This is a genomic window from Streptomyces sp. TG1A-60, assembly GCF_037201975.1.
In the GTDB taxonomy this organism is placed as follows: Bacteria; Actinomycetota; Actinomycetes; order Streptomycetales; family Streptomycetaceae; genus Streptomyces.
This window is the reverse complement of the sequence record NZ_CP147520.1, coordinates 1,257,269-1,270,244: the sequence shown is the minus strand read 5'-3', so window position 1 is coordinate 1,270,244 and position 12,976 is coordinate 1,257,269. Positions and strand designations below refer to the sequence as shown.

At 70.1% G+C, this 12,976-nt stretch carries 12 protein-coding genes and 2 pseudogenes; 10 read left to right on the top strand and 4 right to left on the bottom strand.

Going from position 1 to position 12,976, the window contains the following annotated elements:
• Positions 1–311 precede the first annotated feature (311 nt).
• Entirely contained in the window at positions 312–1,523 is a 1,212-nt protein-coding gene (locus WBG99_RS05005; protein ID WP_338900218.1) for an MFS transporter, read from the top strand.
• An 83-nt stretch (positions 1,524–1,606) separates the two neighbouring features.
• Positions 1,607–2,047: a hemerythrin domain-containing protein gene (locus WBG99_RS05000; RefSeq protein ID WP_338895163.1), complete on the top strand. Its 441-nt coding sequence runs from the start codon at positions 1,607–1,609 to the stop codon at positions 2,045–2,047.
• A gap of 316 nt (positions 2,048–2,363) precedes the next feature.
• Here the strand turns inward: WBG99_RS05000 and WBG99_RS04995 are convergent, their stop codons facing one another.
• Positions 2,364–3,755, bottom strand: a complete 1,392-nt coding sequence (locus WBG99_RS04995; protein WP_338900217.1) for a DASS family sodium-coupled anion symporter — start codon at positions 3,753–3,755, stop codon at positions 2,364–2,366.
• A 70-nt stretch (positions 3,756–3,825) separates the two neighbouring features.
• Positions 3,826–5,565, bottom strand: a complete 1,740-nt coding sequence (locus tag WBG99_RS04990; RefSeq protein ID WP_338895162.1) for a GAF domain-containing protein — start codon at positions 5,563–5,565, stop codon at positions 3,826–3,828.
• Positions 5,566–5,644: 79 nt separating this feature from the next.
• On the opposite strand from WBG99_RS04990, the pseudogene WBG99_RS04985 reads away from it, so the two are divergent.
• Positions 5,645–6,021, top strand: a pseudogene (locus tag WBG99_RS04985) (transposase); the annotation flags it as partial.
• A 104-nt stretch (positions 6,022–6,125) separates the two neighbouring features.
• Here WBG99_RS04985 and WBG99_RS04980 read toward each other — a convergent pair.
• Both WBG99_RS04980 and WBG99_RS04975 read right to left on the bottom strand, forming a co-directional pair.
• Positions 6,126–6,628 (bottom strand): annotated as a pseudogene (locus tag WBG99_RS04980) (transposase); the annotation flags it as partial.
• A 9-nt stretch (positions 6,629–6,637) separates the two neighbouring features.
• Complete coding sequence (locus WBG99_RS04975; RefSeq protein WP_338895161.1) at positions 6,638–7,048, bottom strand: Fur family transcriptional regulator; 411 nt, start codon at positions 7,046–7,048, stop codon at positions 6,638–6,640.
• A 187-nt stretch (positions 7,049–7,235) separates the two neighbouring features.
• On the opposite strand from WBG99_RS04975, the gene WBG99_RS04970 reads away from it, so the two are divergent.
• The 7 genes from WBG99_RS04970 to WBG99_RS04940 all read left to right on the top strand — a co-directional run bounded on the left by WBG99_RS04970 (position 7,236) and on the right by WBG99_RS04940 (position 12,800).
• The gene (locus tag WBG99_RS04970; protein WP_338895160.1) at positions 7,236–8,054 is read left to right on the top strand and encodes a metal ABC transporter permease; all 819 of its coding nucleotides are present in this window, start codon (positions 7,236–7,238) and stop codon (positions 8,052–8,054) included.
• 43 nt (positions 8,055–8,097) lie between these two features.
• A complete protein-coding gene (locus WBG99_RS04965) occupies positions 8,098–9,105 on the top strand; it encodes a choice-of-anchor M domain-containing protein (RefSeq protein ID WP_338900216.1) in 1,008 nt (335 codons plus the stop codon).
• Positions 9,102–9,317, top strand: a complete 216-nt coding sequence (locus tag WBG99_RS04960; RefSeq protein WP_338895159.1) for an LPXTG cell wall anchor domain-containing protein — start codon at positions 9,102–9,104, stop codon at positions 9,315–9,317. The genes WBG99_RS04965 and WBG99_RS04960 overlap by 4 nt, the downstream gene beginning before the upstream one ends.
• Before the next feature lie 96 nt (positions 9,318–9,413).
• Positions 9,414–9,950 carry an ATP-binding cassette domain-containing protein gene (locus WBG99_RS04955; RefSeq protein WP_338895158.1) on the top strand — a complete coding sequence of 179 codons (537 nt, stop codon included), beginning with the start codon at positions 9,414–9,416 and terminating at the stop codon, positions 9,948–9,950.
• Positions 9,947–10,807 carry a metal ABC transporter permease gene (locus WBG99_RS04950; RefSeq protein ID WP_338895157.1) on the top strand — a complete coding sequence of 287 codons (861 nt, stop codon included), beginning with the start codon at positions 9,947–9,949 and terminating at the stop codon, positions 10,805–10,807. Before WBG99_RS04955 ends, WBG99_RS04950 begins: the two co-directional genes overlap by 4 nt.
• A 254-nt stretch (positions 10,808–11,061) precedes the next feature.
• Positions 11,062–12,051 carry a permease gene (locus tag WBG99_RS04945; protein ID WP_338900215.1) on the top strand — a complete coding sequence of 330 codons (990 nt, stop codon included), beginning with the start codon at positions 11,062–11,064 and terminating at the stop codon, positions 12,049–12,051.
• Positions 12,048–12,800, top strand: a complete 753-nt coding sequence (locus tag WBG99_RS04940) for a TIGR03943 family protein (protein WP_338895156.1) — start codon at positions 12,048–12,050, stop codon at positions 12,798–12,800. Before WBG99_RS04945 ends, WBG99_RS04940 begins: the two co-directional genes overlap by 4 nt.
• The last annotated feature ends 176 nt before the right edge of the window (positions 12,801–12,976 follow it).

Sequence of the window (12,976 nt, the reverse complement as noted above, 5' to 3'; positions counted from 1 at the left end):
TCGCAGCCGTTGTTCGCGGGAGCCGCTCGGGCAAGGCGGTTCAGGGGGCTGTTTGGAGGGACGGCCGGGTCCGAACCCGGGGACCGTCTGTCCGTCGGTAGGGACTGATGGCCCATGCCCGCGGTGCGTCCTGATGCGGACAGTGGTGACGGGACGACGTTCTGCAGGCAAGGGGCCTGGGGTGCGCGTGCGATCCCGTTGGCGCAGTACCACCATGAAGTGGAAAGGGGCCGGACAACATGGTCCAGCCGTTGGAGTCGAAGAGCGGCAGCTCACCGTCAGCTGGGTCGGTGTCCGGCCGGGCGTGGCTGATGCTGGTCCTGGCCACGGTCGGTTTCGCCGTGAACTTCTGGGCGTGGGCGCTGCTCAGCCCGCTCGGCCCTCGGTTCAAGGACGGGCTCGACCTGTCGTCATTCGAGCAGTCGCTGCTGGTGGCGGTGCCGGTCGTGGTCGGTTCTCTGGGCCGGATCCCGGTTGGCGCGCTGACCGACCGGTTCGGTGGACGGGTCACGTTCCCGGTGGTGTCGGCGGCCACCGTCGTGCCGGTGCTCTACCTGGGCCTGGCCGGGCACTCCTCCCTCGCCGCCCTGCTCATCGGCGGTTTCTTCCTCGGCATCGGCGGCACCGCCTTTGCCGTCGGTGTGCCGCTCGTCAACGCCTGGTTCCCGCCCGAGCGGCGCGGTCTTGCCATCGGCGTATTCGGTGCCGGCATGGGTGGCACCGCGATCAGCGCCCTGACCACGGTGAAGCTGGTCGACGCGAACAGCATGTCCACTCCGTTCCTGATCACCGCCGCGGTCCTGGCCGTGTATGCCGTGGCCGCCGCGCTGCTGCTGCGTGACGCGCCCGGCCGCACCGTGCCGACCGGGCCCTTGGCCCGCCGACTGGCCGCCACCGTCCGGCTGCCCATCACCTGGCAGGCATCCGCGCTGTACGGGGTCGCGTTCGGCGGCTACGTCGCCTTCTCGGTCTACCTGCCCACCTACCTCAAGACCGGCTACGGCCTGACCCAGGCCGACGCCGCGAACCGCATGGCCGGGTTCGTACTCCTCGCGGTGGCGATGCGCCCGATCGGCGGCTGGCTGTCCGACCGGATCGGCCCGGTCCGGGTGCTGGCCGGCTCGCTGACCGTGGTCGTGGCCGGGGCGGTCGTGCAGTCGTTCACCCCCGCCCTGGCGCCGGTGGGCACCATCGCATTCCTGGCCATGGCCGCCGCGCTCGGTGCGGGCAGCGGGGCGACCTTCGCCCTGGTGGCCCTGCGCACCCCGGCCAACCAGGTCGGCTCCGTCACCGGCGTGGTCGGCGCGGCGGGCGGACTGGGCGGCTTCCTGCCGCCGCTGGTGATGGGCTCGCTGTACGGAGCCTACGAGTCGTACGCGATCGGTCTCGTCCTGCTCGCGATCGTGGCCGCCGCGGCGCTGGCCTTCACCCTCACCGGTGTCCGCGCGGCGGCCGAAGGCGGCGAGAGGAAGCCGCGCACCGGCGGTCGGCGAGGGCACCGCACCGCCGGCTCCACCGCGTAAGGGCGAGCGGCACAGAACGACAGCAACGAAAGGCAGGGAGAAGACCGGTGTGCGAGTACTGCGGGTGCCATTCCCTGGCGTCGATGGACGAGCTGACCCGCGAGCACGACGAGGTCGTCCGCCTGATCAGCCACCTCCGCCCCGCCCGCGAGGACGGTGACGTGGCCCGGATGGCTCAGATCGTCCGTGAGATCACCACCGTGCTCGACCCGCACACCCGCGTCGAGGAGTACGGCCTGTTCCCCGCGATGGCAGTGGACTTCCACGAGCAGATCGCTGCCCTGGAAGCCGAGCACCGCCGTATCGAGGCGGTGCTGGCCGAGGCCGCAGACGGCGCGACGTCCTCGGACCCGACCTGGTCGGACCGGCTCATCGAGGCGATGGCCCTGCTGCGCGATCACATCCTCAAGGAGCAGGACGGGGGCTTCCCGGCCGCGCTCGCCAACCTCAGCACCGAGGAGTGGGAAGCGGTCGAGGCTGTGCGCGTGAAGGCGGGCGGCGCCCTGTCCCGGCCGGCCACCTGACCGGGCAATGCTTCCGCCCTCTCGGGGCACACCACGCAGATCCCGCGCCCTCGCTCGGAATGAGCGGGGGCGCGGCGTTTGTCGGGGGCTGGTCGGGGCGGTACGTCAGGTACGGCAGTTACCGGCAACTTGAGTACGTCCTGCTGAGGTTGCTTCCGTTCCCTCATCGGCCTTTTCGCGGCACTCAGTCGACACGGCCCCTCCTGGCCTGGTCCGCGGCTTCTTGCTGTCCGACGACTTCTGCCGAGGTCTCCGGCCCGTTCCGCAAGCAGAACGGGCCGGGAGGACTACGCAGCAGGTCGGTTGGTCGTGTTGCTCACCAGTGCCCCAGGACCTTGAGCCAGACGGCTCCCACGCCCATCCAGATCACGATGTTGGCGCCGGCGGCGATCAGCCCGGTGCGCCACCATTCGGCGAGGGTGACGTACCCGCCGCCGAAGAGGACGGGGGCGGGGCCGGAGGCGTAGTGGGTGAGGCCGCCGTACAGGGAGCTGATGAAGCCGAGGACCAGGGCGGCCATCACCGGCGGGGCGCCGGTGGCGGTGGAGGCCGCCAGGAAGGCGGCGTACATCGCGGCCACGTGCGCGGTGTTGGAGGCGAACAGGTAGTGGGAGAACAGGTAGACCAGTGTGAGAATCACGAATGCGGTCTGCCAGCCGACGCCTGAGGTGGCGTCGGTGATCGAGTCGCTGAACCAGCCGATCACGCCGAGTTCCTGGAGTTGTCCGGCCATCATCACCAGGACGGCGAACCACACCAGGGTGGTCCAGGCCGCCTTCTCCGCGGCCAGGTCGCCCCAGGTCAGTACGCCGGTGACGAGCAGCAGTGCCACGCCGGTGAAGGCGGAGACGGTGGCGGACAGATCCCAGGCCTGACCGCCGACCGACCACAGCAGGAGCAGCAGGACGAAGATGCCTGCCATGGTCCATTCCTGACGGGACATCCGGCCCAGCTCGGCGAGCTGAGCGCGGGCCTGGGCCGGGGCCTCGGGGGTGGCGCGGACGGCAGGCGGGAAGACGCGGTACAGCAGCGCGGGGAGCACCAGCAGGGCCACCAGTCCGGGTACGAGTGCCGCGAGCGCCCAGGAGCTCCAGGTGAGGGCGATGCCGTGGTCGGCGGCGAGCTTTTGCGCCAGGGGGTTGGCGGCCATGGAGGTCAGGAACATGGCGCTGGTGACCGTGTTGATCTGCATGGCGGTCACGCTGAGGTAGGCGCCGAGCTTGCGGCGGCTTTCGCCGCCGGGGTGCGAGCCGGCGTTGGTGCTGAGCGAGCCGATGACGGGGTTGATGACGCCGCCGGATCGGGCGGTGTTGCTCGGGGTGGCCGGGGCGAGCACCAGGTCGGTCAGGGTGATGCCGTAGGCCAGTCCCAGGCTGCTGCGGCCGAGGGCACGGACGAACAGCAGGGCGATGCGTCGGCCGAGGCCGGTCTTGGTGAATCCCAGAGAGATGAAGAACGCGGCCACGATCAGCCAGATGGTCGGCTCGGAGAAGCCGCCGAGCGCGACGTCCGGCTCCAGTGTGCCGGTGATCATCGCCGCTGTCAGGCCGACGAGGGCGACCGCGCCGAGCGGGAGCGGCTGCAGGATCAGGCCCAGTACTGTGCCGGTGAAGATGGCGAGTACCGCCCACCCGCCGGCCTTGATCCCGTCCGGCTGCGGCAGCAGGTAGACGGTCAGACCCGTGGCGACGGGAACGGCCCACTTCAGTGCCGTCCCTATCGTGGCGGCACGCGCCTTGGCCGGGGCAGGGGGCGGCGCCGACCTGGCTGGTAGTCCTTCAGGCGTCCGTCTGCCTGGGGAGAGGCACCGTCCATTCCGCGATGGTGCCGGTGGGTTCGTTCGGCGTGAGAGTGAAGCCGCCACCGAGGTCGGTGGCGCGCCGACGGAGGTTGTCCAGGCCGCTGCGCCGGGTGACGGCCGGGTCGATGCCGCCGCCGTTGTCGGCGACGCGCAGGTGGAGCCGCCGACCGTCCGTCTCGGCGGTGACCTCGACGGCGGTGGCGTGCGCGTGCCGGGCGGCGTTGGAGAGCGTCTCGCGCAGCACGGCGAGCAGGTGCTCGGCACGGTCCGCGGGTACGTCGGTGTCGAGCAGGCCGGTCATGCGCAGGGCGGGAGTGAAGCCGAGCATGGCGGCGGCCTGGTCGGTCTCGGCCAGAAGCCTTGCGCGCAGCCCGCCGCGGCCGTCGGAGCGGTCGCGCTCGTGCAGCGCGTAGATCGTGCCTCGTACGGTCTTGATGGTGTCGTCGAGGTCGTCGACCACGCGCTGGACGCGCTCGGCCACCTCGGGTCGGTCGGAAATCCGGCCGAGTACGGAATTGAGGGTCAGTCCGGAGGCGAACAGCCGTTGGATGGCCAGGTCGTGCAGGTCGCGGGCGATGCGGTCGCGGTCGGTCAGGACCATGAGGTGCTCGGCCTCGCGCCGGTGCTCGGCGATCTCCAGGGCGAGTGCGGCCTGGTCGGCGAAGCTGTCGATCATGGCCATGGTGGCGTCGGAGAACTCCGTGCCGCCGGACAGGTTGGCGACCTGCAGGACCCCGCGCACGTTCTCGCCACCGCCCAGCGGGAGCAGGAACCCCGGCCCCAGGCCAAGCTGTGCCGCTGAGCCGCCACCGGCCTGCGGCTCGGCGGACAGCGCACTGCTGGTGATCCGCTCGTTGGAGTGGTAGACCTTCGCGGCCAGTGCGGTGGCCGGCAGGACCAGTCCTCGCACCCGCTCGGCGCCCTCGCCGTCGGCGGCCTCGATCACCAGTTCTTCGCCGCCGTCGAACCGTACCGCCAGCGTCACCAGGTCGGCGCCGGACAGCGTTCTGACCGTGGCGGCGACCTGCTGCAGAACCCGGTCCGGGTCGGTGCCCGACAGCAGGCTGCGGGTCAGTTCGCTGCTCGCCGCCAGCCACTGCTCCCGGCGCCGGGAACCCTCGTACAGGCGGGCGTTGTCGATGGCCACACCGGCCGCGGCCGCGAGCGTACGCAGCACCGCCTCGTCATCGTCGTCGAACTCCGCCCCGCCGCGCTTGTCGGTCAGGTACAGGTTTCCGAAGACCTGGTCGCGCACGCGCACCGGCGCGCCCAGGAAGGTGGTCATCGGCGGATGCCCCGCGGGGAAGCCGACCGAGTCGGGGTGGCGGCCCAGGTTGGCCAGGCGCAGCGGCTCCGGCTCCTTGATCAGGAGCCCCAGGATGCCCTGGCCCTCGGGATAGTGGCCGATGGTACGGATGGTGTCCTCGTCCATGCCGACCGTGATGAACTGCCGGATCTTCCCTTCCTCGCCCACCACGCCGAGGGCCCCGTACTGGGCGTCCACCAGGGTGACCGCGGACTCAGTGATCCGCCGCAGCACCACGTCGAGATCCAGATCAGTGCCGATGGTGAGAACCGCGTCCAACAGCGTGTGCACCCGGTCCCGGGCCGCGCGGACCTGCTCCACCTGCGCCTGCAGGCCCTCCAGCAACTCATCCAGCCGCAACTGGGGCGCCGCCGGGCCGCCCCTGCGCCCCTGTGCTGGACCCTCCGCCATTCCCGCTCCCTTCGGAAAAGGTGCCGTCGGCACCTCCTCATCATGCCAGCCTGGGTCGGCCCAGCCGTGGATGGTTACCCTGCTGCGGACCGTCTTCGAACAGCCCGACACCGACGCCGTGAGAGCCCAGACGGGCACGGCCTGGACGCACTGGAGGTCAAGTTCCCCAACAGCGCAGCCCACTTGGACGCGCCCAGCGCGACCTGCTGGCCTTCACCACCTTTCCGCTCGAGATCTGGCGGCAAATCTGGTCGAACAATCCGCAGGAGCGGCTGAACAAGGAGATCCGCCGCTGCACCGACGCGGTCGGCAATCGGCGCTGTCCTGGCCGAGCAGAACGACGAGTGGACCGAGGCCCGCCGCTACATGGGACTCGACCTGCTGGCCAAGGCCCGCCTCCATCCGATCGATGCAGAAACCGTCGAGACCGTCCTGCCCACTGAACTCACCGCATAGCGTCAAAGACGAGATCACCGAGTGGCCGTCGATACACCACTCCAGCGGAGGGACTGTAAAACGTTCGGCTCTGGCCCGTAGTCGGTGGTGACGCCGAGTAGCGGTCAGGGCAGAAGGATGCGGTGGCGGAGGAGGTCGAATCCGGCGTGTCCGTGCATCTGCCTCATGGTCCTCTTGGTGCGGGTGTTGACGCCTTCGGTGCGGCCGTTGTGGTAGCGCAACGTGAGGCCGGCGTTCACGGCGGACCGGTCGATTTCGAGACCGTTGGTGAAGCTGCGCAGGTGAGGCAGGTCGGTGGCACGGGCGGTCGTGATCCACTCGGTGAGTTTCACGTCGTTGCCCTCGGCCGGTTTCAGCAGGGTGGCGAAGCCGCGTACGAGATCGGCGAGTGCGGTCATCTCCGGGCAGGCCGCAGCGATCTCCTCCAGCAGGGTCGTTTCCTTCGGGCGCAGGGTTTCGGGCATGCGGGCGTAGCGTTTGAAGGTGTTCAGGGCCAGGCCCAGGCGGCGGGAGCAGTCGAGGAGGCCGACGCCCTGGCCGAGGAGGTCGTGGATCTTGTTCAGCGTTCGAGTGTGGTCTGCTCGTGTACTCCGCCGGGGCGTGTCGGCAGTTCTCCTCACTCGGTGGCGGATTGGCAGCCGGCGCAGACGCCGGTGAGTTCGACGGTGTGTTCTACTGCGGCGAATCCGGAGTCGGAGGCGATGCGTCCGGCCCACTCCTCGACAACCTCGGAGTCCACCGGCCTGCTGTGGCCGCAGGCGCGGCAGATCAGGTAGTGGCGGTGACTGTCGCCGGGCCGCCACCGGTAGAGCCGTTCACCGGCGACCGCCTGTGCGACATCGACCGCGCCGGTGGCCTCCAGGTCGCGCAGCGCGCGGTACACGGTGGTCAGCCCGATGCCTGTTCCTTCGGAGGTCATGCGCGCGTGCAGTTCCTGAGCGGAGACGAAGTCGTGGCTGGCCGCGAGAGCTTCAAGAAGGGCCGAGCGTTGCCGGGTGGGCCGCTGTTGGGTCCTCGGGTCGCTCACACTAAGTGTCACCTCCAGTGCCCAGCTTAATGAAAATGACATCCATATCTGAATGAACGTTAGCTCATGTGTGGACTGGGGGCCAGACGGTACGGGCTTCGCGACGACGGGAGTTCACGGTCATGGGCGTCCCCGGCGAGGTGGCCGAGCCGCCGCACCACCCCGAACTGCCGCGCGGAGCACGGCCATGACCCTCGCCGACGGGATCTGGCAGCAGATCTTCGACTTCGACAACTACAGTGAGCTGCTCGCCCTGGTCCGCAACTCCCTCATCGCCGGCGTCGCACTCGGCATGGTCGGCGGCCTGGTGGGGGTTTCCGCGATCATGCGGGACCTGCCGTTCGCCGTACACGGGATCAGCGAGTTGTCGTTCGCCGGAGCCTCGGCCGCGCTGCTGCTGGGCGTGAACATCGTGGCCGGCTCGATCGTCGGATCCCTGATCGCGGCCGGCACCATCGGTGTCCTGGGCGCACGTGCCCGGGACCGCAACTCGGTGATCGGCACCATCATGCCGTTCGGCCTCGGCCTCGGCGTGCTCTTCCTCGCCCTGTACGAGGACAGGGCGGCGAACAAGTTCGGCATCCTCACCGGACAGATCGTCGCCGTCGACACCCCGCAGATGTCCTGGTTGCTCGGTACGTCGGCCGTCGTGCTGGTGGCACTGGCGGTCATGTGGCGGGCGCTCGTGTTCGTCAGCGCAGACCCGGAGGTGGCCGAGGCGCGTGGGGTCCCGGTCCGTGCGCTGTCGTTCGCTTTCGTCATCGTGCTGGGACTCGCGGTCGCGCTGTCGGTGCAGATCGTGGGGGCGTTGCCGGTGCTCACCCTCGTCGTCACCCCTGCGGCTGCCGCGGCCCGGATCACGGCCTCACCGACAGCAACACCGCCACCACGAGCTTCAAGTCCCGGACCTTCGCCGTCGCCACCCACAACCACGCCAACTGGGCCTTCGAGCAGGCCGGTACCTACCGGCTCACGTTCAGGGTCCAGGGCACGGTCGGAGGAGTGACCGAGTCGGCCACCGAGACGTACACCGTCGTCGTCAGCTCGTGATGCGGGCCCTGACGCGCGACAGACGCGCCTTCACGGCCGCGGCTCTCGCTGTGGCGACCGCGGTGCTCCTGGGCGCGGCAGGGCTGGTCGCCGGCGGTAGCGGCGCAGCCCGCGCCGCCGGCGGTGCCGTCGTCCTCGACGAGGGCGAACTCGACTTCACGCCCCGGCTGGTCAGCGGGAAGCTACAACTGCAGATCGACGACCGGAGCGGCACTTCGACGGTCGTGCGCGAGCCGAAGGACGTGGTGCTGCACACGGTGCAGGCGTCCCTGCAGACCACCTTTGACCCGGTGGCCACCGCGCTCGGCACCACGAACCTGGACTCCTGGCAGCTCAACGGCTGGGAGGCGGAGAACATCTTCGCGCCGGAGCCCGGTTGGAACGGCTCCAAGGCGGGAGGGGACACCGAGGTCACGCTGTCCAAGTACGAAGGCCCTGGGGACTTCGGACTTGCCATGTACACCCGCGAGATGGACAACGAGGACGCCCCGGCGATCCCGTACCTCGGCAGTGTCGCCTCCGTCCAGCGCGCCTTCACCCTGCCGGCCGATGCCGAACGGCTGCTTCCCATCTGGCACTTCACAGCGGAGGGCGTCTACCGGCTGACCTTCACCGTGACCAGCGGTGGCGCTTCGGACACCGAGACGCTGGCCGTGGTCGTCGGCGATGACGTCGACCCGGCCGACGTGCTGCCGGGCGACGGTACGACCCCCACGGCCTCTCCTCCGGACAGCGGCACTCCCACCCCGAGCGCCCCCGCCGCCCAAGTGATCGACAACGGGCATCTCGATCTGGCGGCGCGACCGGTGGACGGTTCGCTGCAGTTCCAGATCAAGCAGGGCACGGCGCGGGACTTCGAGTGGTTCGAGCCCGAGAAGGTCGTGCTGCATGTGAAGCCGGGGGCCCGGGACGAGGCGACGGCGACGCCGACGACCCCCCGTCACCGTCGCAGTCGGACCCAGTCTCCGGGACGCCGACCGCGCCCGCGTCCCCGTCGGACTCGGTGAGCGCCTCGGCTTCGGCGACGGACTCGGGCTCCACCACCTCCGGAACCGGCGGAACCTCGTCGACCGGCGGCAGCGACACCTCACCGACGGGCAGCCTCGCCTCCACCGGCGCGCAAGGCGCCGTGCTGGCCGGCGTCGCCATGGTCGCGGTGCTCTTCGGTGGCGGCGCGGTGTTCCTCGTACGCCTACGGCATCGTCGTACCGCCCAGTGAAAGCTCCGCGTACGACGGACCGGCGCATGGCAGCCACCCGGTCCGTCGTACGCGGCATTGTCGTGTCCGGTCGTGTTCAAGAGAAGGAGGAGCCCCATGCGGGGCCACCCCAGACGCACCACCACCATCGCCGCACTGGTCGCGGCGAGCGCTGCTCTGCTCTCCGGCATCGCCGACGCGGTCCTCACCGGCCGTACTCGGCAGATGAGCTGGCTGCGCCGCCCGGGCGCGGCCGACCGGGCTGCTGTGGACGAGGCACTGGAGCTGACCGGGCTGGCCGAGCTGCGGCGGCGCCCCATCGGCGAGCTGTCCGGCGGCCAGCGGCAGCGGGTCCTGGTGGCCCGAGCGCTGGCCGCCGGCCCGAGCATCCTGCTCCTGGACGAGCCGTTCACCGGAGTCGACGTCCCCACCCAGGAGTTGTTGAACGAATTGTTCCGCCGGCTGGCCGCGGAAGGCAAGGCGCTGCTGATGACCACCCACGACCTGGCGTCCGCCGCCCGCACCTGTCACCGGGTGGCGCTGATCAACCGCACGGTCGTCGCCGAGGGCGGCCCCGAACTCCTCGCCGACCCCGACCAGATGCTGCGGGCCTTCGGCCTCGACCGCGCGATCGGCACGGTGACCGCGTCATGAGCGACCTGATCGCCTTCTTCACCGATCCCTGGCAACTTCCCTTTATGCAGCGGGTCTTCGCCGTGGCTGCGATCATCGGCCTGGTGTGCGGCGTGATCGGGGTGTATGTCGTGCTGCGCGGTATGGCGTTCATCGGCGACGCCGTCGCCCACTCCGCGTTCCCGGGTGTCGCACTCGCCTACGCCTTCGAGGGCAACCTTCTGCTCGGCGGCGCCGCGGCCGGTATCACCACGGCGGTGCTGATCGCCTTCGTCTCCCAGAACCGGCGGCTGAAGGAGGACACCGTCATCGGCGTGTTCTTCGCCTTCGCCTTCGGGCTCGGCATCGTGCTGGTGTCCACGCGCGACAGCTGGACGACGGACCTCTCGTCGTTCCTGTTCGGGCACGTGCTCGCGGTGAGCGCGGCGGACGTGGTCGACCTCGACCTGCCCGACGTGATCGCGCTGCGCCGAGGCTTCTTCACCGACACGCCACGCCGCACGATGATCGCCGCCTCGGTTTCGGACGAGGCATGGGCGGACGCCGTCGCCGCTCACTCCGGGGGCCCGTACCTCTTCGTCGCGGAAGCCGTCCTGCCCTTCCTGACCGAGGCGGACGTCCATCACGTCATCGACCTGCTGGCCACTCGCTTTCCCGGCTCGACGCTGGCCCTCGACACCGCCGGCCCCGGCATCGTCGACACCCAGGACCAGCACGACGCACTCAGCGGCGAGGTGGGACGCGATGAACAGGATTCCCCGCCGGGTTGCCGCGGCGATCGTGGTGCTGTCCTCCGCCGCGGTGTTGCTGGTTGCGGCGACCTGGCTCGTGGACAACTTCTGATACGGCCGCACCGCCGGCGGCGCGATGGCTCATAACCCCGGGCTACGACGTCTGTGGCGTCCATCCTTTTCCGGGTATCGACGGTCCTCGCCGCAGTCTCTGACGGGGGTTGGTCGCTTGTCCTGACGCGGTACCACATGTCGAGGGCGTGCGCCCGGTTTCTGTCAACCCTCGGCACACTCCGCCCCCTGACATCCAGCGGACGCTACGTTGGCGCGGTTCGACGCACGGGGCGAGGCGGGGAGCAACAGGCGCGGTGAGCCATCAGAGTCACGAGCGGGTGCGTTATCTGGCCGACGGGTTCTGGCTGGTCACCCGAACCCTGGTCCACGTCGTGCTGGGCGGCCTCGCGCTCGTCGCCATCGCGACGGTCGGCTCGGTCCTCGGCCCGGTGGTCGCCCTCGACCTCTACACCCCGGCTGTATCCGCCTGGTGGACGGTCTTCACCGCGGTGGTCGTCCAGGGCGTGCCGTTCCTGCTGCTCGGGACACTGGTGTCGGCGGCGATCGGAGCCTTCGTGCCGGAATCGGTCTTCACCCGGCTCCTGCCGCGTAATCCCGCCCTCGCTGTGCCTGTCGCGGGCGCGGCCGGCGTCGTACTGCCGGGCTGCGAGTGCGCATCCGTCCCGGTGGCCGGCAGCCTGATGCGGCGCGGGGTCGCCCCGGCGGCAGCGCTGACCTTCCTGCTCTCCGCGCCTGCGATCAACCCCGTGGTGCTGATCGCGACTTCCATCGCCTTCCCCGGCAACCCGGCGATGGTCGCCGCCCGCCTGGTCGCCTCGCTCGCCACAGCCGTCGTCATGGGCTGGCTGTGGGTGCGGTTCGGCAAGGAGGAGTTGCTGCGGCTGCCGAAGCGGCGTACCGCGGTGAGGAGCGGCTCGAGTTGGGCGACCTTCGGTGCCGGACTCCAGCACGACTTCCTGCACGCGGGCGGCTTTCTCGTGGTCGGCGCGGCGGCTGCGGCCACCTTCGACATCGCCGTGCCACGGTCCGTGCTCGACGTGTTCACCGGTTCGCCCTGGCTCTCCGTCCTCCTCCTCGCCGTACTGGCCGTGGTGCTGTGCGTGTGCAGCGAGGCGGACGCCTTCGTCGCGGCCTCGCTGAGCGGATTCTCGCCGACGGCGCGGCTGACGTTCATGGTCGTCGGGCCCATGGTCGACCTGAAGCTGATCGCGCTGCAGACGGGCACGTTCGGAAGGGCTTTCGCGGTGCGGTTCTCCGCCGCGACCTGGGTGGTCGCGGTGGTGAGCAGTGTGCTCGTGGGGTGGTGGTTGCTGTGAGGCGCTACGGTCAGGCGCTGGTGCTGATCCTCTGCGGCGCGGCAGTGCTGCGGATCTCGCTCTTCAGTGAGCTGTATCTGCGGTACGTCCAGCCTGGGCTGCGGCCTTATCTGATCGCCTCGGGCGCGCTGCTGCTGGTGCTCGGGCTGGTGGCGGCGGTCGTGGCCGCCCGATCGGCCGGAGACGCCGCCGCGGATGCGGAGGATGCGGACCACATGCACGAGCAGGATCACCACGGCGAGGACCACGACCACAGCCAGGGCCTCAGCGTCGCCTGGTTGCTCACCGTCCCCGCTCTCGTCCTGCTCCTCCTCCCGCCGCCCGCGCTCGGCTCTTACAGCGCCGACCGGGCGGCATCCGAATACGCGGCCCAGGGCATCGGCACGTTCCCCGCACTGCCCAAGGGTGATCCGGTCGATCTGACGCTCGCCGAGTTCACCTCCCGCGCGATGTACGACAGCGGCAGGACGTTGACGGGCCGCACGATTCGGATGACCGGGTTCGTCACCAAAGACGGCGACGCCTGGCACCTGACCCGCCTGCTCATGTCCTGCTGCGCGGCCGACGCGCGTCCCGGCAAGATCGAGATCCGTGGCCTGGACGCACCTCCCACCGACGCCTGGGTGACGGTCACCGGCACCTGGCGCCCCAAGGGCAAGCTCGGATCGGAGGAGGCTTGGCCGCCGGTCCTCGACGGCACCTCCTCGAAGCGTGTGCGGCAGCCGGAGAATCCGTACGAGAAGCGGTAGCCCGGGCGAGGGCGTGCCTACGTCCGCTCAGGAGGAGTTCGGCGGAGGAGCGTTCCGCGGGTGCCACGGGTCGGGAGTGCATCGCGTCGGCGGTGCAGACATACGCACGCTCGACCGGCACTGATCGGGAGTTACACCGAACGATTGGCCCTGTCTCACATTCGGTGGTGACGGAG